Raw genomic sequence first — 20,155 nt, 5'->3', positions numbered from 1 at the left:
GATTACTCGAAATTTTTTCAATGCAATCTAACTTAAATTCTAAACTATACTTTGATAATCCCATAAATAAAAATGCCCCTAAAAAGTGTCTAACTTTTTGGGGGCAGTCCAGCTGTACAGGGAGTTTTATTTAAACAATTTCCTGCATTTCCCGCGAATCTGCTTCCGGATAATCCTGAACTGCTTTTCTCATCTGTTCTGTGGTACAGACTCCGATATTAATTTCTGTAATTACAGATGTCAAAACCGTTTTTATATCGGGGCTGGACAAAATTCTTTCAGAGAAAGTAGTTGCTATAATAGGTTTCTTGGAAACCAGATTTTCGGTAAATGTATATTCTCCTTCTAAATCAATTTCTGTATTGAATTGCAGTTTTATGACTAACTTTAAATAGTTGTTTATTAAATCTTTATTGGCTAACAGGTTTTCCATCTTCAACGTGTTTATATTAATTATAATAATATTCATGCCATACTTTCATTTTAAGTCTTAAAATTTTCTTAATCAATTATTGAAATTTTAAAGAAATCCTATTATCAGTGTAACCGATTGAATATTTTTGCGGGAATTCCACGACGATAGGATTTACGGCAGGTAATTTGTTTTTGAAAATAAAATTCTTCAGTACACCAAAATCTCGAAATATGAAAATAACAAGCTATTATGGATTAATTGCCGTGTCTTTATTACTGGCAAACTGTTCAGACACTATCGATGACAGCGGCGGAAATAACGGGCCATCACTTCCTCCTGTTGAGACCAATTCGGCAAATACCAATTATCAGCCGGCTTTTGCAGGACAGACCAGAGCGAATGGCGCAAAAACTTCCACACCCTATATAAGTGAAGTCGTTACCTCATCATTAGCTTCGCCGTGGGGAATTACATCTCTGCCGGATGGAAGACTTCTCGTAACCGAGAAAGCAGGAACCATGAGGATTATAAGCAGTAGCGGAACTGTAAGCAGTGCTATAACAGGACTTCCTTCCGTGAATTCCGGAGGGCAGGGTGGTCTGCTTGGAGTTTGTGTAGATCCGCAGTTTACTTCCAACAGAATGGTATATTGGGTTTTCTCTGAAAATGTTTCAGGCGGAAATATAACTTCAGTAGCCAAAGGAAGACTCTCCAGCTCAGAAACTATGATTGAAAATCCTGTGGTGATCTACAGGGCAAATCCTTCTGCCAATGTGGGAAATCTTCATTACGGAGGAAGAATTGCTTTTGATAACACAGGAAATCTCTTTGTGAGTACGGGAGAACGTTCCGATCTTTCTACAAGACCTCTTGCACAGTCTGTAACCGCAGCTTTAGGCAAGATCCTGAGAATTACAACCAGCGGACAACCCGCTCCCGGAAATCCTTCATTTTTGCAATCCGGAGCTTTGCCGGAATTATACAGCATCGGGCACAGAAATCCGCAGGGAATTGCCATCCATCCTGTAACAGGAGAATTATGGCAGAGTGAACATGGACCGAGAGGCGGAGATGAAATTAACAGGGTTTTAGCTGGTAAAAATTATGGCTGGCCAACCATTACTTACGGAATTGAATATAGTGGAGCCACCATCGGCGCAGGAATTCAGCAGCAGGCAGGAATGGAACAGCCGGTTTATTACTGGGATCCTGTAATTTCGCCAAGCGGAATCACTTTTTATAAAGGAAACACCATTCCGGAATGGCAGAATAATCTTTTCGTAGCTTCCCTAAGCGGAATGCACATCGCGAGACTGGTTATGGAAAACAACAAAGTAATAGGCGAAGAAAGGCTTCTTTCATCCGAAAACCAGCGTTTCAGAGATATTACACAGGGAACAGATAGCAATTTATATGCAGTGACGGACGGAGGTAGACTCTACCGAATCCGTAAACAGTAATTTCAAAGATTTTAAGAATCAGCGCCGGAAAAAGATGAAATATCTTTTTCCGGCTTTTTTTATTATAAGACTTGTCTAAACTTTTTAACCGCAAGAGAAGCAAAAGATTTTAACACTTAAGTTGTTTAAGTTTAATACTTAAAATCGAAAAAAAGAACACATAAGTTAAAAAATCAGAGATTTTTTCTCTTTGCAGACTTTTGAAATACTTTAAATAAATCTAATAAAGTCTTTTGTCTCTTTCGCGGTTAAATTTAAAATGAGTTTAAACAAACTTATAATAATTACTTTGTTCAGGTATTGTAGGAATCAATAAGATTTTCAAAAGCCTAAATTTTAACTGATTTCTCATAAAAATTCTATTATCATTAGCTGAGTTTACGCCGTTGCGCTCGAAAAATATTCACATAAATTTCAAAGCAGCCTCAGCGAACTTAGCGTTTTTAAAAAAGTACGTTAAGTGTGATGATTAAAATTAACGTGAGTTCAATTCAAAATCAGTATAAATTATCAGTAGGAATGGGCTTTAGCCCATTTTAATATTTCTAAAAAATAAATTGGCTTTAGCCAAAACTTAAAACGAAAGAAAATTTCATAGATCTAAAAACCATCATTATAATTAGCTGAGTTTACGCCTTTGCGCTCGAAAAATATTCACATAAATTTCAAAGCAGTCTCAGCGAACTTAGCGTTTTTAAAAAAGTACGTTAAGTGTGATGATTAAAATTAACGTGAGTTCAATTCAAAACCAATATAAATTATCAGTAGGAATGGGCTTTAGCCCATTTTAATGTTTCCATGAAATAAATTGGCTTTAGCCAAAACTTAAAGTGAAATTAAAATTTCAGAGATTTAAAAACGATGATTATCATTAGCTGAGTTTCACGCCCTTGCGCTCGAAAAATATTCTCATAAATTTCAAAGCAAAACTCAGCGAACTTAGCGTTTTTAAAAAAGCCACCATAGAACATAAAATTAGGATAAATTGAAAATGTATGAAAAAAAACGGACAATGGAAATTCATCCATCATCCGTACTAAAATTTAACATTAAAATTATTTTCCGCCGCCGCCGTTTTTCTCAACATCGGTTTTGGTATTTTCTTTTACTTTCTGGTTTCCGAAACGTTTTACAAATGAAATAGATGCTCCGTACCAGTCCCATTTCGAAGAATTTCGGAAAGTTCCTCCCTGCACAAAAGTGGTAGCATCGTAATTCGGCCGCTGAAAAATATTCATGAGCTGAAGGCTGACTTCCATCTGGGTTTTCGGAAATATCTTTGTGGCTGAAATATTATGGAAAATATTCGCTTTGTTCGTTGTGGAATTTCCGTTGTTCTGGTTAGACACTTCCACCCATGCGCTCAGATTGATATTTTTATTAAACAGATTCGTGTACGTAAGGTTGGTGGAAGCACTCAGATAGCTGATGTAGTTATTGGCATTTTCCAAACCGTTTTTCTTGTTAAAATCGCTGTTATCAATATAATACCATCCCAGACCAAGATTCACCGTAAATTTATTTTTGAAGAAAGTCTGGTTCGTATTGGCAAAGACGTAATACTTATGCACTTTCCCGAAAAAGTTGGAGGGCTGCGTAATGGTGATGTTTTGAGGATTTCCGTTGATATCATTAATCGTTCCCGTTACATAATTGGTCCAGTAATCCTGATCGGTAAACATATATCTCGCAGAGATAAAGTATTTTTTATGAATCCCTAACTTCATATAAACCCTGTCGCTTGGGTTGGGTTCCAGATCGATGCTTCCACGGCTGTAGAATCCGTCGCTGTTCGGGATCATAAAAGGATTGAATTCCGCATACCACGGTCGCCATATATTTTTGTTATACGTTAAGCTTAAATCATAATTGTCTGAAAAAGAATATTTCAATAAAATATTGGGCAGCAGTTTTCCGTAAGAATCTCTTCTCGAAGTTCCGGCATTATCCTGACGTATTTTATAATCGATGTATTCATAACGGAGTCCGATTCTGGTTTCCAGTTTTTTAAAGAATGTTTTGCTGTAGTTGGCGTACAGGGAACTGATGTTGTCTTCATAGTGGAAAACATCTCCGGAACTGAGTCCTGTAAGTATATTTCCGTATAAGCTGTTTGGGATCACATTATTATTGAAATCGATCTTTCCGCCGACTTCAAAGTTTCCGCCTTCTTTTCCGATAGGCTGCGTGTAATCTACTTTCAGATAATAATTTCTGTTTTCGGTATCTGTAAGAACTCCGATTTCCTGTTTTTCAGACGGTTTGGATTTGTAAAGCATGTTCTTAACAAAATAATCGTCACTCGACTGCCCGTAGTAATTGGAACCTAAATTAATGTCAAGGATTTTATTCTTTTCCTTATCATACCATTTATAAAAAACATTGGAACCAAAGTTTCTGTTAAGTCCCGTAGAATTTTGGTTCTGAAGATATGAATTTTCGAATAGTCCATTAACATTTCTCAATCCGTCTGCATCGGTATTGGAAGAAGAGTTGCTTTGGTAATATTCAAGAATTACACCTACTGTATTTTTATTGTTCAGTTCAAATTCTGAAGTGGAAGAAAGGGAAGGACTTTTGTATCTCCCTATGGTTTTAGAATTTCTGTAGGTTTCAGAATTTTCTGCATCCACTTTATAAAGACTGGAATTGCTCTGTACATTGGTATTATCGCTGTAGCTTCCGATGAAGGTCTGTGTAAAGCTTTTACGGTGGTAATTTAAATTCAGGTTGGTATACTGAGAGTTTTTGGTGTTCTGCCTGTTGTTTAAGGTAACACTCCCTTTTATTCCTTCATCATCACGCTTTTTCAAAACAATATTGATGACAGATCCTGTGGCTTCATAGCGCGAAGACGGGCTTGTAATTACTTCAATCTTCATCAGATTATCCGCAGGAATGGTTTTCAGGTATTCTTTAAGTTCCTTTCCTGTAAAAACAGACTTCCTGTCGTTGATGTATACTGTTACGGTCTCTCCTTCAGCTTTTATGGCATCATTGTTATCAATACTTACCAGCGGAGTCATTCTCAAGACGTCCCAAGTGGTGTTTCCTGCAAGAATAGAGCTGTTGGAAACATTAAAAACGGTTCTGTCTACTTTGGATTCAATGGTTGGTTTTCTTACCGTTACGGTGACTCCTTCAATAGCCTTTTCCTTAGATTTTATGGTATCCTTTTCAGCCTGTGCAAATGTAAATATGCCTGCTAAAAAGGCAATGGGTATCAAAATATTTTTCATGTAAAAAAATAATGTTTCCTACATAAGACACCGTAAAGAGAATATTTGTTACATCACATCGTATTAATTCTATAATAAATTTTTAAGAACTGAAAGGTCAGTTGTTTACAGAAGTCAAAAAAAGCTATCCGGAAAGTACAGATAGCTTTTATTTAATTTTTACTGAATAACAGCGGTTCTTGTTCTTACAGTATGTGCTGAAAAATAGCCTAAAGCGCCGTTGCTGATGTTGCTTGGTGGATTGGCGGGAGTAATTCCTCCGCCGGGACCGCTTCCTGAAAGCTGAAGAAGTGCAGAATAATAGGTATACACTTTATCATCAATACACTGCATTTCTACATGAATAACATCTCCCGCAACCACTTTAATATCATTTGCATTGCTGTCATCGTTAGGAAGCAAAAGTGGTCGTTGGTTCGGTAAGCCGTTGTTCACATTATCGGAAAATTCTGAGAAGAATTTTTTCGGATTGCTGTTTACGGTATACACAAACAGATAACGGTTTCCTAAAGTTGCCGGATCAACGAAAAGCGGCAGAAGCGTATAGCTCGTCTGTCCTGCCACAAGGAAGGAGTCCTGCTCCAGACCGTCAAAAGAAACAGCCTGCGGCATTGTACTCTGTGCGGTGTACTGTTTTCCTTCTGCATTAATGGTTAACGTATAAATTCTTCCGGGCTGTCCCACAAAGGTGGACGTTTTATAATTTCCGTTTCCGGCATACTGAAGGGTTTCCGTCTGTCCTGTATTGTCACTTAAAATAACCTGCGCATTTGTAACGGCAGGATATTGGTTCGCCTGTGTAAAGGCTACGGATTTGGTAATCTTCACAAAATAAGGTCCTGCCTGATCGGTAATGTTTCCTTCGATCACAATCTGTCCGCTCTGATCTTCGAGATCAAGATCTATTTCTTTTTCGCAGGAAGTGACTAAAAATAAAGACAGTATGATTAAAAATATATTTTTCATGAATTAAAATTTGAAATTATACGTAATGTTTGGAACCCATCTGAACAGGGCAGTCTGCATCGCGCGTGTTGTTCCCGGCTTATCCGGATTGTCTTCAAAAGTGATGGTGTAAGCATTTTCTCTGCCGTAAATATTATAGATCCCGAAAGACCATGATCCTTTGAAGCGTTTATTGTTTACAGGTTCATAGGTTGCATTAAAATCCAGTCTGTGGTAAGCAGGCATTCTGTCTGCGTTTCTGCTGCTGTACTGGAAAACCGTCTGTCCGTTCAATTCATACTTTCCGGTTGGGAATGTGACTGCATTTCCGGTGCTGTAAACAAAAAGCCCTGAAAAAGTCCATTTCGGATTCAGCTGATAAGTGGCAACAACTGAAAGATCGTGCGTTTTGTCCTGTCTTGCGTTGTACCATTCATTATTATTGATTCCGTCAATTTTTCTCTCCGTTTTAGATAAGGTGTAGGAAATCCATCCGGTTAATCTCCCGCTCTTCTTTTTGGCGATAATTTCAAGTCCGTAGGCTCTTCCTTTTCCGAACAGCAGTTCGCTTTCCACATCCGCTGCTGTATCAAAAGTAATCTGAGCTCCATTTTTATAATCGATCTGATTCTGAAGAGACTTGTAGTAGATTTCAGTATTGATTTCGTAGTTGTTGTTGCTGAAATTTCTGCTGTAGCCTAAACTTACCTGATCTGCAATTTCAGGTTTTACCGTAAAGCTGCTTCCAATCCACTGATCGGTAGGATTTCCGCTTCCGCTGTTGCTTAAAAGGTGTAAATTCTGAGTATTTCTGGAATAGCCTCCTTTAATGCTGCTTACTTCGTTAATTCTGTAGTTTGCCGTAATTCTCGGTTCTACATTCACATATGTTTTACCAAACTTTCCTTTCTCCACAAATTTAGAATCTGTGAGAACTCCGTTATCATACGTGTTAAAAATATCTCCTCCCAAAACACTGAACAGGGAAAGCCTTGCTCCGTAGTTGATCGTCAGGTTTTCGGTAGCTTTAAAATCATCATTAATATACAGAGCATTGTCCCAGGAATATCTCGGGTTTCTCGGATAACTGCTTACACTGGTTCCGGAAGCACTGCTTGGCGTAATGGTATGATAAATAGACTGCAGCCCAAACTTCACCGAATGCTTATTCCCTGCAAACCATGAAAAATCCTGTTTCAGGTTCCAGTCTTCAATTTTGGAACTCAGTCCGAAAGTATTGTTATTGCTGCTTAAGCTTACATTATAATTGTAGTTGCTGTAAATTAATGAAGTATTGGAGAATAATTTGCTGCTGATAATGCTGTTCCAGCGCAGGGTAGCTGTTGTATTTCCCCAGTCGCTTGAAAACGTATCGCCTAAGCCTAAAACATCACGCCCGAAATAACCGGATAAATACAATCGGTTGTTTTCATTGATCTGATAGTTGGCTTTTAAATTCAGATCATAAAAATACAGTTTGCTGTCTTTGAAATCGTCTGTTGCTTTTAGAAAAAGATCGGCATACGTTCTTCTTCCGGACACAATGAAAGAAGATTTTTCCTTCTGAATGGGACCTTCCACACTCAGTCGGCTGCTGATTAATCCCAATCCTCCGTTAACATTATATTCTTTGTTGTTTCCGTCCTTCATTTTTACATCCAGAACTGAAGAAAGCCTTCCTCCGTATTGGGCAGGACTGTTTCCTTTGATGATGCTTGCATCTTTCAGCGCATCACTGTTAAAAGTACTGAAAAATCCAAGCAAATGGGACGCATTATAAACGGCTGCTTCATCCAGTAAGATCAGATTTTGATCTGTTGCACCGCCTCTTACACTGAATCCGCTGTTTCCTTCGCCGTTGCTTTTGATTCCGGGAAGGAGCTGTATGGTTTTCAGAACATCTTTTTCTCCAAACAGAACCGGAAGCTTTTCAATATTTTTAATGCTAAGAGTCTCGGTTCCCATCTGTGCAGAGGTGAGGTTCTTATCCTTTTTCACTCCGGAAATTACCACTTCATCAATTTTCCCAGTTCTTTCTTCAGCTTCCGCTTCTCCGGAACTCAGTTCGAGATCCTGCTTGATGTTATCTTCTACGGTAATACTTTTCGTAAAATCCTTAAAACCGGGATTAGAGATCATCAAAGTATAATTTCCTTTGGGAAGAGAAAGAGAGTAGAAGCCGTAATCGTTGGCAACCACAGCAATGGTGGGATCTTCAGCAACTTTCACTGTAACGCCTATGAGAAGCTCTCCGTTTTTCTTATCTTTTACAGTACCGCTCACAGAATATTTCTGCTGGGCAAAAACTGCCGTACTGAAGCAAATTGCTGCTGCGGTAGTGGCAATTTTAAATGATAATGTCTGCATGTAAGTTTGTTTATTATTTGAATAATTCGCTAAATATAAATTATTACATCTCCTGTATGTGAAGAGAGCATAAAATTAAGGCTTTAATCTGAACTTTAATCATGTTCGTGAAAAGTTCATAGTGAAAACGGTTTTTAAAGATTTTTATTGGCTTAAAGCATGTAAGAAAACATGAAATTTTCCGAAATTTAAATAAAATGGTTTAAACTTTTAAGTTGTCAAAGTAAAGATTTTGTTCCTTTAGAAGCAGAATCTGTGTAGAAATAAGAATAGGGTTATCAAAGCAGTCTTGCGGATTGATATCTATAATTTTCAATGAATGTTATAAAGATAGCGTTCCTACGGAACGCCGAACATACTTCGAATATGATTTCTACACAGAGTTTTCTTACATTATACTTAAACATCTCTAAAAACAATTAAATATCCTATTTTTGCCAAAACTCCGGATAATTGTGAAGAATAGTTTAAGTTGGATTTTGATCTTATTTCTTTTGGTTTCGCTTTTAAACAACTGCTTAAACAGTAAGGTTCAAAAAGAAATCAATCAGAAAAACACGTTCTTGGATAACCTGAGAAAACTATATTCTTCAGGCGATTCTTCGCAATGGCCAAAACCTGTTCTTGATCCTGAATCTGCGCCCACTTTTGTGGAAATCGGACATTTACCGGACGTGGAATTTCCAAAAGACAATCCCTATTCTTCCGAAAAAGAACTCTTGGGAAAAACGCTTTTTTTCGATCCAAGACTTTCAAAATCCAACCAGATTGCCTGTGCTTCATGCCACGATCCGGAATTGGGATGGGGCGACAGCAGAACGCTTTCTTTCGGACACGACAGACAGCTGGGAACACGAAACGCAATGACCATCCTGAATGCTGCTTTTGCAAAATCTTTATTTTGGGACGGAAGAGCAAAATCTCTGGAAGAACAGTCGCAGATGCCGATTCAGGATCAACGTGAAATGAGCGAACATATTGATATTGCCACAGGAAAAATTGCAAAGATAAAAGGTTATGAAGTTTTATTTGAAAAAGCTTTTGGCGATAAAGCCGTTACCAAAGACCGTATTTCCAAAGCTATTGCCACTTTTGAAAGAACGGTAAAAAGTTCTCCGAGTAAGTTTGATTTATTTATCGACGGAAAACAGGAGGTGTATACCAATGATGAATTGATGGGGCTTCATCTTTTCAGAACAAAAGCGCAGTGTATCAACTGCCACAATTCGGGATATTTTTCGAATAACAGGTTTGAAAATGTGGGAACTTCCTTACTGGGCGAAAAAGGAGAGGATTTAGGCAGATATGTGGTGACAAAAATGGCAGATGATGCAGGAAAATTTCGGGTTCCGGGTTTAAGGGAGGTTTCTAAAACTTCACCTTATTTGCACAACGGATCTATGACAAGTTTAAAAGAAGTGATTGAATTTTACAGCAAGGGAAATCCCGAATATTCACAGAAAAGATCTACCGTGTATGAAGGAATTACTTTACATTCTCAAAAATCGGGTATGGTGAGAATGCTTGAACTATCGGATGAAGAAATTGCACAGCTGGAAGCTTTTTTAAAAACGTTATCCTCTAAAACGGAAAAAATATGTTTACCCGAATTACCAAAATAAAACCTCCGGAAATTCCGAAGGTTCTGGAAGCAGATGCATTCTTACATACCTCTGCGAATGTAAATATTAATAATTAATTTTTGTTAATTATAAGTTACTTTATAGGAATATATTTAAAACTAACGCTCGCTTTTGGTCGATAAATATTTCTCTAGATATACAAAATGTAAATGGTTTATTTGTATATTTGATAACTAAAAAAACATAAAATTATGACTAAATTTATCGAGCTTGATGGCTTTAATGGAAAAGCTATCATTAATACAGCCAGTGTTTCATCAGTACACGAAGAATCTCGTGGCAGAACAAACTATATTACTGTAAAACTTACAGATGGTTCTACAATATCCGTTGAAATGAAAATTGAAGACTTTCATAAATTGTTAACCGACGAGGAGACTTCTGAACCTAAATTTAAATCCTCTTCCTTTTAAAATATTTATAATTTGTGCAACATCTTTATTGAACTTTTCTTTAAAAATAGTTCTGTTTTGATTTTTCATTTTGTAAAATTTTAAATTAATATAAATACCAACTGTCATCGTTGGTATTTATATTAAACTTGTCTAAACTTTTTTACCGCAAAAGATGCAAAAGATTGTAACACTTTAGTTGTTTAAGCTTAATACTTAAATGGAAAAAGAGCACATAAGTTTAAAAATCAAAGATTTTTTCTCTTTGCAGACTTTTGAAATACTTTAATAGAGCCTTCTGTCTCTTTTGCGGTTAAATTTAAAATGAGTTTAAACTTATTTGTGTGAAGCAGCGTATAGTTGCCTAATTTTTTATTGCTTTTACGGTATACTTAGAACCGTCTTTCAATTGGATAATCAACAGGTATAAGCCTGAATTTAATGTGCTTACATTAATTTCTTTTGAAGGATTTTCAACAGTTTTAATTATTCTTCCTGAAACATCGCTGATGCTCACAGATTTTACTTTTTCAATATCTGAAATGCTTACGGTGTCTTTGAAAGGATTCGGATATATTTGAACTGCATTTTTAGCCGCTGAAACTTCACTTGTTGCCAGAATAGGATTCTGTTTTACCTCAACATTGTCCAGCAATACATCATCATAAAAATAACCGTTCCCGTTTACATTTTTATCTACCGTAAATCTCACCTGAATAGTGGTACCGTTATAAGAGGATGGCAAAGGAATTCCTACAGATCTCCACTGGTTGGAATTAGAAGTGTCGCTCCACAAAGAAACCCATCCGCTTCCGCTGTTTACTTCTACGATAAGTTTGTTATTGTCATACGTTGAAGGGCTTACTGTAGTACTTGTAGAGGTAGAGTGATTTTTAAACCATTCAAAAGAAATATAAGGAGATGTTAATCCAGTTAAATTTATTGAAGGGGTGACCAGTTGTACTGTATTGGCTCCCGCTCCGCTGTACGGAGAACTCGCGTCTACCCACGCATAAGTTCCTGCAGCTCTTCCATTATTGGCAAGGTTGGCTCCATAATCGGCGCTACCTGAAAATTTCCATAAAAGATTCGCTGTTGTACTTCCTGGATTGGTATTCGTCCAGCAGTTCGGTACGGTTGCATTATCAAAAGTCTGAGAAAACGGCGCAGATAATGTGGCACATGCCGTTGTAACCGAAATAGGTCCCCACCAGGTACTTTTATTTGAACTGCTGCATGCAGATCTTATCCAGATGTTGTAAGTTGTAGCCGGAGAAAGTCCGTTGATGGTTGTTGAAGTGGCTGTACTGGTTCCCGATGCAGTAGTTGCTGCCGTTGGTGCCGTGCTGCCTGTAGAATAATAGTATTCATATCCTGCTGCCGGAGCTGAAGCCGGAGCCGTCCATGAAATTCCTGTGCTGTTTGCCAAAACATTAGACGAAATTAATGCAGAAGGAGCAAAACATGACGGAAGAGGTTCCCAGTATACATCATCGTAATAGTAAGATTTTCCGTCTGCCGTATTTCTGATCGCCAATCTTGCATTGGAAGGAACAGAGGAAGGAACGATCACAGAATATTCGCTTGTTGAGCCATAAGTGGTATTGCTGATGCTTAAAGCCTGTAACAATACAAATGTTGAGCTGTTTGCAGGATCAGTTACATATCCTACATTCAGCGTTCCTGTCGCAGTGCTTACTCTTGCTTTTAATCTTAACCAGTGTGTTCCTGCATTGATATTGCTGAATTGAGGAAGAACAACAGTTGTTGGATTTTGAGTCGTTGAGCTATACTGGTAAATATTTCTTACACCCGAAGCCGGTGTTGTCGTTGTGATCGTCTGGCTTCCGTTGGTATCAATAATTCTTGCCCAGCAATCCGGTACGATATTTCCTGTTGTATAAGATTCAAAATCTTCAAACATGGAAGTCATGGCTCCGCATAATGTTTTGAATGTGCCTGAAAAAGACCACGCGCTCTGACTTGCTGCACCGCTGCAGTTTGCTCTTACCCAATAATAATAGGTGGTATTGGGATTTAGTCCCGGAATTGTAGTTGAGGTTCCCGAAATTCCCGTAAGATTGGCGGTTGCTCCCAAAGCCGGTGTTGTATTGGTTGTACTGTAGTAAATATCGTACGTTGTAGCGGTAGTTCCCGTTGCAGGTGTCCATGAAACTGCTGCGGAATTTGCTGTAAGTGTTCCTGTCGCATTCAGTGTCGGAGGCGCACAAGTGGAGTAGGCATCTGCCGAAAATGCAAAAACATTGGTATAGCCCTGTGCGGTTGATGTTTTGGTAATCGTAATGCTTTGGATAGGTTTTGTCTGATTGGCTGCATCTAACGTCAGCAATGTCTGGTACAATCTCGGATTAGTTCCGCTTCCTGATTCCAGAGTGTCGTTTGCTCTGTTGATTCTTCCGAATCCCTGTATTGCGAATCCGGTTCCGTTATACCAGTCTGAAACGGCAACTCCTGTAAAGGTTTGTGAAGTATTATCTGTAAAATTAACGGTTACCGTAACGGTAGAAGCACCGCTTCCGCTGGTTGCGAGCATATATAATTTAAATGCTGCTGTCGGTGTTGAAAAAGTTATTGTTCCGGAATCGTTCTGATTAGCCAATTTCAGAGAATTGTTTGCACTGTAACTGGCTAATTTATAAGATAATCCCGGAGTTGTGGAAACTACACTGTTAACGATGCCGTCATTCGGTAAACCGTAAGTAAGGGGAGTACTGGAAGAAGTAAGCTGAAAATCTCTTGATACAAAAGCGAATGAAACGCCGTCTACATCGGTTGAGGTAGTTGTTGCGGAAGATCCGACTCCGTTTGCAATAACATCGGAATTAAGCCCCGAAGAAATAAGCATTGGCTGGAAATTTTGAGCTGCTGCAGTAGAAGCTGCCAAAACAGCACCCGCATACACAGCCCCTGAAAGTAATTTTAAATTCATGCTAAAAAATTATAAGGTATTATTTGTTTGAAATTGTTTAGTCACGGTTTTTTACAAGAATCCATCCCGAATATTTTACAGGAGTATTTTTCTTATCATTTTCATTCCATGATACGGAATACCAGTAGTTTCCGGTAGATATTTTTCTCCCATTTATAGTCCCGTCCCACTTATATTTATTAGACTTGTCCGCTTTATGAATCTGTGCACCATATCTGTCGAAAATATTGAAAACAAGATTTTGTTTTCCGGCGAGTGCAGAATAATCTATGAAATCATTCACACCATCTCCGTTAGGCGTTATTACATTGATTAGATTAGGAACCAATACACTTACGGTAATAGGATCACAGTTATAGGCGTCTTTTACAAAAATTTTAATGTCACCTCTTGGTATATTTTTAAACTGATTAGAATCCTGCCATTTGATTCCGTCCAATGAATACTGATAAGGAATCGTACCGCCGATTGCATGAACCGTCACTTCATTATTACTGATGTCAATACTTGCAATCACAGGCTGTTCCGATGCATATACTTTTACTTGCTGTAAAGCAACGCATTGTCCTGTTTTAAGTTTTACCCAGTATGTTCCCACTCCCACATTGCTGATCGACTGAGTTGTTGCACCTGTACTCCATAAATAACTGGTGAATCCAGACCCTGCATCCAGGGTGGTTTTATCTCCCATACAGATGATTTTATCTTCCAGAACATTAGAAAATACTGGTGGAATTACTTCAAGAGTCACCTTTGCGATGTCATAACAGCCGAAAGAATTGCTTACTCTTATGAATACAACTCCATTAGGGGCAATATAATTTACAGGATCTGAAATTTCATTGGTCTGATTTTCAGCGTCGGTTAAAGAAGGATAATAATTTTTAATAATCCCAGGTGTGCTAATGACAGAAGCCGTTGTTAAGTTGAATAATCCTGTTGCCGGATTATTTTCCAGAAAGCAGGTTCGAAGCGAAGCATCAGTAGTGGTAACGGTAGGAGCAACTTTTAAAGCAATTGTAGCATCGTTGTTGTCGCAAAGAACCTGTGAAGGATCTTTAATTACTACCGATACATTGGTGTCTGTACTGTATTGAAATTGGGCAGGATTGGTGATGGGAGAACCTCCGGTATAATAAGCAAAAGTATAGTTATTCGGATTGGTGGTAAGCTGAGAATTTAAAGAAGTTAAATCTACGGTTGCCATTCCGGTAAGATCCGGACATATATTTTTCGTAATGGCTCCCTGCAGCAAAGGAATTTTGTCTACAAAAACCTTTACGTTTTTAATGGAATGCCTGGATCTGTTTCCACCTGTAGAAGCAGAAAAACCAAAATATCCAACCGTCATTGCAGCAGCAGTTCCGGAAGGTGCAAAAGACTGGTTGCAGATTAAATTTCCGTTGATGGTTATTTTCACGATCCAGTTTGCCGGAGCAGCCGGATCTACCTGTGCTGTTACTTCTACATGTTTGTAAATGGTTCCCTGAAACGGAAGTGTGGTATTCATATCCGGAGAATGAAAAGAACTTCCGGGAACATTAAAAAACTCAACATTGTTGGTGTCTGTTGTGTTAACGATCTGTCCGTAACCGACGTGAACCTTACTCATTACAGCAGTGGTGGTATTGTTATAAGTATCGAATCCTACCACAAATCCTACTGCGTTCAATGAAACACCAAGACCTGAACCTAATACACTGGCAACCGGAGGATTGGCAAGATACCAGAAAGCAATACCGTCTCCGTTCGCCGTTTGGTTAGAATCCATTCTGAAATCAAATTCTATTCTCCATTTGTCACAATACTTAAGATTAATGGGCTGATTCAGCCGGATAGAGCCTGATTGGTAATTAGCATCCGGAGTCAGCTGGATAAAGTCTGTATTTACAGAGGTTGGCGCTACCATTGTCCATCCTGTTGTATTAACGGGATTTCCTGTTAGCTGATATGTTTGGGAAAAAAATAGATTAGGAAATGAAAATAAAATAAATAACAAAAAAGAATAGCTTTTTTTCATACGCTAAAAGTTTATATAATCTGTGAATAATCATTACAGAGATAACTTCATTTCATTTTTGTGTATTGATTTTTTATATTTAATTATGAAAATATTTATTGTAAATAATTAAATAGTGATTGGATTGTAATTTTCGTATAAATTTACCTCTTATAGATGTGTTTTTGATAATATTGGAATAAATAAGTAAATTAATCTTTAATTTTAATAGTAAAAAGTGAAAATTACTTTAATGTTAATTAAAATTAATTATTCATAGAATAATATTCTTTTAAGTAAAAAAAAATAGTATATATTATGTATCGTAATTATTTTAATAATTTCGAAACCAGGATCTGAGATAGATTTACAGTGCAGATTTTTTAAAAACAAAAACAGTTGCACGAATTGTACAACTGTAGTCCCTAAGATTATTTTAACTAAAAACGTATATTTTTAATTGAAATATTTTTATAATGATATCCAGATAAAATGTATATTTATTGGACGTATCGGAAAATAAAAGCATATAAAAAGGAGACCACCCCGCAATTAGAGTGATCTCACTATAAAATATTCCCTTTTACTTGTATGTCGTATGATTTTTCTTGAAACAGTATTACCTGCATGACTGGTGTTTGATTTTAGTAAAAGTAGGCATTTAGAATAAAACAATAATCAATATTAAATAATTAAGTAAAATAAACTTAAAAATTATAATAATGTAGAATATAATTCTTTATATTTGGGATAATAATAACCTATAAAAGAATAATATTCTATGGATCATCTCGATAATAAAGATTTGCAGCTGCTCAGATTACTCCAAAGTGATGCGAAATTAACAGTGAAAGAACTGGCAAAAGAGGTTAATCTTTCTCCTTCGCCGGTTTTCGAACGTGTAAAACGACTGGAACAGGAAGGGTATGTAAAAAAATATGCGGCTATTCTGGATGCTGAAAAACTCAATTTAGGATTTACGGTATATTGCCAGTTGAAATTAAAAAGCAACGACAGTTATCTGGCGGTAGAATTTGAAAGAGAAATTATGGAAATCGAAGAAGTGGCAGAATGTTACAGTATTTCCGGTGATTTTGATTTTCTGCTTAAAGTCTACGTGAAAGATATGAAGCAATATCAGAACTTTGTTTTTAATATTCTCGGTGCCGTTCCGTCTATCGGAAGCACACACAGCACTTTTGTGATGGCTCAGGTTAAGAATACACATGGATTAACGATTTAATCTCTAAAATGTCATAAAGTAAAATAAAACCTCCAGATTTCTCCGGAGGTTTTTTATGAAATCGCAAAATTTAAATTTAGCTTGGAGTAAGACCAGCTGTAGGATCAAAAGCTTCATTTTCGTCCATACTTTTGAACTGCATCTGTGTTTCCTGTCTTTTTCTCATCGTATTAACTGTTACGTGAGGCCAGTTAATCGGCTGTGCAGAACCGGTAGCCGGAAATACAAGATTGATGGTCTGGGAATACTGAAGAATCTGATCCGCGTTTCCGTCACTGTCCGTAATATCTTCAATCCAGAAGGTAGCATCCATTTTGGTCGCATTTACATTCGTCTGGATGAAAGGAATATTTAAAATTCCGCCATTAGCGTCCGGAGTGCTTGTAGACATCTCGATTACCGTCATGTTGGTTACTCCTCCTGTAGAACCTACCAGACTTTCCAGAGTAGACTGAAGAAAAGCGTTTGGATTTACCTGATTAAATTCCGCAAACTGAGGATTTCCAATGATGGCATCCGAATATCCCAGTTGAGTAATTGGTCCTCCGTTCAGCATCGTAGGAATGGATGAAGCGGGATCAAAAAAGCTTGTTCCCGGATTTTCTGTATCAAAAGAACTTCCTAAAGCTAATAAAGAATTACCGTGAGGAATCGTCGACATTCTTGCAATGGTGTAACCTCCGTTCGGCTGCCCAATGTTTAAAAACAAACCTGTTTCTACGTGTATGGTTGAACCTTTAGGAAAACCCCTGTCGTTACAGAAACTCGTTTCGCATGCACTTACAATCTGTTGTTCATACAATAATCCGAAAATTAGCTGTTCTACCTGCTGTCCTTTTACAACAGGACCTCTGTTTCCTGCCTGTACGACTACCGGATTAAAGGTTAAAGTTTCTGTGTAAGGGATCACCTCAAAGACAGCCCGTATCCTGTCCCGGTACGGAAATCGTGTTCCAGCCCGAAGAAGCCTCGCTTCCAGGAATCTGGATGTTTTCCCAAACGCCGACAAGAGGAGCCAGAGCTCCCAAATCTGATGATTCAACTTTATGTAACGGGAGAACCTGTGCTCCCAAAGTTAAGCCTCTTACTTTACTTTCTAAATTCATAATGATGGGTTTTATGGTTAAGTTTTAGTTTAATTAAATATAATATGCTCTTGTCTGAATGGCTGCCGGAGCCGACATGCTGGTTCTTACCGCGAAAGCCGGAGTATCTCCAATAAGAATTTCCATATCTTTTTTCATCGGATGTTCGGAGTTTCCATATTCCATGCTTACTCTTTTTCTACTTTCATCTTCGTTAAGGAAATATAAATTCGTGGGCTGCAGAATATTCCATCGGCATCCGATCAGTTTTCCTTCATTTTGCCCGTATTCCGTAATGGGCGAAAAAGCTGACATTTCAGGAATGAGATCTGCGACATCCGCCTTGCAGGTGAAAATGGTTTCTTCACTGTTTTCAGGATCATTGCAGGTTACTGTCCATGTATTTTGTCCCGGAACATTGAGGGAAGGAATATTAATAGTGAAAGTTGTTTTGAATTTCGGCTCTCCGAAAAGTTCTATTCCTGCCTTTATTGCCATGTCGGCATCGCAGGGAACATAAACGCGTTTGTGTCCCATTAATTTCGTTTGTTCTTCACCTCTAAGATATTCTTCTGCTGTTACAAAAGCCACGGTATCTTTTTGAGATTCAGGATAGCAGACAATATTTAATTCTATTTCCTGAGTTGTGCTTGCTCCGTTTGGAAACTGACCTGTATAGTTCTGAAAATTAAAACTTACAATAGCTTTTCCGTTAAAATCTGAAGCCGTTAGTCCTGTATTTTCAAGATATTTTAAAACTTTTTCCCGGTCTACAAGAAAAGCAACTTCGAAGTTATAAAGTGTTGCGTAATAGAAGGGAAGTCCGAATCCTTCGGGAATTGGCGGTAATTGATTGCTCATGGTAAATTGGTTATTAAATTTATTCTAAAGCCCATTATTGAAAACGGGCTTTAGTTTTATTTTTTAGTTAGAAGGATACTCAAAAGTTGGTCCTGCATTGTATTGGGAAGTCAATGGCTGGCTCATCAATCCGATTGCCTGCTCTTTCAATGCATACATATACATGATGGATTTTGCCAGTTCTTCAGAATGTCCTTCTACGGCAGCCTGAATTGCATCCAATAACTTTTTATACGTAATATTAAATTGTTTTCCCTGCTCGAATAACTGAGGATTCGACTGGTAATCTGACATTTTAGGATTCGGTTTCATTGGATAAGCTGCACTCCAGTCTACGGGAAGCGGTTTTCCAACCGGTGGAGTGGTTACAGGCATCATTCCGTTTTCGTCGGTGAACGGTCTATAATCTCCGCCTAAATAAAAATGTTCATGGAAAATTTCCTTAAATCTGAAATAATGTGCTAATTCTGCACCTTCCTCAAACTGTGAAGGATCTACATCAAAAATAGAATCATCCGCACCTTCTCCTTGTCCCTTAATTTCCTGAAAAACAAGTATAACACCTTCTAATGCATCAACAGGATGGAGTTTTCCGCCGCTTCCGTAGTATTGTTCCGGACGGATCTGTTTCGCGGGATCTCCGGTAAAAATTCCGCCTTTATTTAATTCTTCAAAAGTCTGCGGTAGTTTTCCGTTTGCTTTATAATAGGCAATAATCTGGAATACAACAATGTAAAAGAACACTACATCATAATATTCTCCAATCGTATGAACGTTTTTCATGATGAAATCCTTCATGTTTTCCAAGGTCCATAAATTATTTTCCTGAACGGCACCTCTTGAAAGCATGGCTTCCGGTTGTGCTTCATAATCATATTTCGGTGCTTTTACCAAAGGATTACTTGGGCTTTCAATGGCAATAAAGGTTGCAATACTGTTGGATGAGAATGTTTCCAGACCTACGTAGAAATCCACATTCAATGGCAGTTTCATCGGGTAATTAGGATAATTCTGCGGTCTGTTTACCGAAGGCTGAATGCTCACTGCATTCATCACGTTACAAACCATAATCATGTGAAGCATTTCTTCTACCGCTACACTTCGGATGATCTGTGAAGGAAGAATATTCGTTCCGTCTTTAATAGAATATAAAGCCGTTAAATACGGAGGAATTGTGGAATGTTCGATTAAAATCGCAGTCTGAAGCAAATCCTGTAAAATCGGACGGTAATCCAGATTCTCCAATCCTTTTTTTACCTGAAACGCCTTTTCTCCGGAGAAATCTGCGGTCGGATTAATTTCCGGAACTTCACCGCCAAATTGTGATCTAAGATATTCGTTAAACGCATCAATCTGGTTGTTAAGCAAAAGATTGGTTACATTTTTACTGTGGTATTTTATTCCTTCAATCCAGTTTTCTTTGCTGTTTGTATTGTCGAATAATAACGACTGCAAAGAAATGGCTTCGTCTACGATGGTATTTTTTTCTGAAGAACTTCTTAGAAGACTGCTGTTTTCCTGAGGTTCTGTTTTATTGATTAGTCTTTGTCTCATGT

14 protein-coding genes are annotated in these 20,155 nt (G+C 37.8%); 4 read left to right on the top strand and 10 right to left on the bottom strand.

Going from position 1 to position 20,155, the window contains the following annotated elements; all coding sequences use genetic code 11:
* Window positions 1–130: 130 nt before the first annotated feature.
* Window positions 131–433 (bottom strand): hypothetical protein, encoded by a 303-nt coding sequence (locus WFH39_RS17415; RefSeq protein ID WP_336690802.1) that lies wholly within the window; start codon window positions 431–433, stop codon window positions 131–133.
* Between the two features lie 212 nt (window positions 434–645).
* Between WFH39_RS17415 and WFH39_RS17410 the strand changes: the two genes are divergently transcribed.
* The gene (locus WFH39_RS17410) at window positions 646–1,875 is read left to right on the top strand and encodes a PQQ-dependent sugar dehydrogenase (RefSeq protein WP_336690801.1); all 1,230 of its coding nucleotides are present in this window, start codon (window positions 646–648) and stop codon (window positions 1,873–1,875) included.
* 1,055 nt (window positions 1,876–2,930) lie between these two features.
* Here the strand turns inward: WFH39_RS17410 and WFH39_RS17405 are convergent.
* The 3 genes from WFH39_RS17405 to WFH39_RS17395 form a co-directional block, all read right to left on the bottom strand.
* Window positions 2,931–5,114 carry an outer membrane beta-barrel protein gene (locus WFH39_RS17405; protein WP_336690800.1) on the bottom strand — a complete coding sequence of 728 codons (2,184 nt, stop codon included), beginning with the start codon at window positions 5,112–5,114 and terminating at the stop codon, window positions 2,931–2,933.
* Window positions 5,115–5,273: 159 nt separating this feature from the next.
* Window positions 5,274–6,080: a DUF4249 domain-containing protein gene (locus tag WFH39_RS17400; RefSeq protein WP_087709780.1), complete on the bottom strand. Its 807-nt coding sequence runs from the start codon at window positions 6,078–6,080 to the stop codon at window positions 5,274–5,276.
* 3 nt (window positions 6,081–6,083) lie between these two features.
* Window positions 6,084–8,426 carry a TonB-dependent receptor gene (locus tag WFH39_RS17395; RefSeq protein WP_336690799.1) on the bottom strand — a complete coding sequence of 781 codons (2,343 nt, stop codon included), beginning with the start codon at window positions 8,424–8,426 and terminating at the stop codon, window positions 6,084–6,086.
* 455 nt (window positions 8,427–8,881) lie between these two features.
* On the opposite strand from WFH39_RS17395, the gene WFH39_RS17390 reads away from it, so the two are divergent.
* Together WFH39_RS17390 and WFH39_RS17385 are read left to right on the top strand one after the other, a co-directional pair.
* A complete protein-coding gene (locus WFH39_RS17390) occupies window positions 8,882–10,048 on the top strand; it encodes a cytochrome-c peroxidase (RefSeq protein ID WP_336690798.1) in 1,167 nt (388 codons plus the stop codon).
* Window positions 10,049–10,260: 212 nt separating this feature from the next.
* A complete protein-coding gene (locus WFH39_RS17385; protein WP_214589562.1) occupies window positions 10,261–10,482 on the top strand; it encodes a hypothetical protein in 222 nt (73 codons plus the stop codon).
* Between the two features lie 343 nt (window positions 10,483–10,825).
* On the opposite strand, the gene WFH39_RS17380 is transcribed toward WFH39_RS17385, so the two are convergent.
* Entirely contained in the window at window positions 10,826–13,411 is a 2,586-nt protein-coding gene (locus WFH39_RS17380) for a fibronectin type III domain-containing protein (protein WP_336690797.1), read from the bottom strand.
* Between the two features lie 37 nt (window positions 13,412–13,448).
* Window positions 13,449–15,431, bottom strand: a complete 1,983-nt coding sequence (locus WFH39_RS17375) for a T9SS type B sorting domain-containing protein (RefSeq protein ID WP_336690796.1) — start codon at window positions 15,429–15,431, stop codon at window positions 13,449–13,451.
* Window positions 15,432–16,191: 760 nt separating this feature from the next.
* Between WFH39_RS17375 and WFH39_RS17370 the strand changes: the two genes are divergently transcribed.
* Window positions 16,192–16,653, top strand: coding sequence for an Lrp/AsnC family transcriptional regulator (locus WFH39_RS17370; RefSeq protein ID WP_214589565.1), 462 nt, complete (start codon window positions 16,192–16,194; stop codon window positions 16,651–16,653).
* Between the two features lie 76 nt (window positions 16,654–16,729).
* On the opposite strand, the gene WFH39_RS17365 is transcribed toward WFH39_RS17370, so the two are convergent.
* The 4 genes from WFH39_RS17365 to WFH39_RS17350 form a co-directional block, all read right to left on the bottom strand.
* Window positions 16,730–17,563: a heme-binding protein gene (locus WFH39_RS17365; protein ID WP_336690795.1), complete on the bottom strand. Its 834-nt coding sequence runs from the start codon at window positions 17,561–17,563 to the stop codon at window positions 16,730–16,732.
* Between the two features lies 1 nt (window position 17,564).
* Window positions 17,565–17,759, bottom strand: a complete 195-nt coding sequence (locus WFH39_RS17360; protein ID WP_336690794.1) for a hypothetical protein — start codon at window positions 17,757–17,759, stop codon at window positions 17,565–17,567.
* 33 nt (window positions 17,760–17,792) lie between these two features.
* Entirely contained in the window at window positions 17,793–18,599 is an 807-nt protein-coding gene (locus tag WFH39_RS17355) for a hypothetical protein (RefSeq protein WP_336690793.1), read from the bottom strand.
* Window positions 18,600–18,662: 63 nt separating this feature from the next.
* Window positions 18,663–20,153: a ferritin-like domain-containing protein gene (locus tag WFH39_RS17350; protein ID WP_336690792.1), complete on the bottom strand. Its 1,491-nt coding sequence runs from the start codon at window positions 20,151–20,153 to the stop codon at window positions 18,663–18,665.
* Window positions 20,154–20,155: the final 2 nt, after the last annotated feature.

The organism is Chryseobacterium sp. MMO-72 (assembly GCF_037146035.1).
GTDB lineage: Bacteria > Bacteroidota > Bacteroidia > Flavobacteriales > Weeksellaceae > Chryseobacterium > Chryseobacterium indicum.
This window is presented reverse-complemented; position numbering and strand designations above follow the sequence as displayed.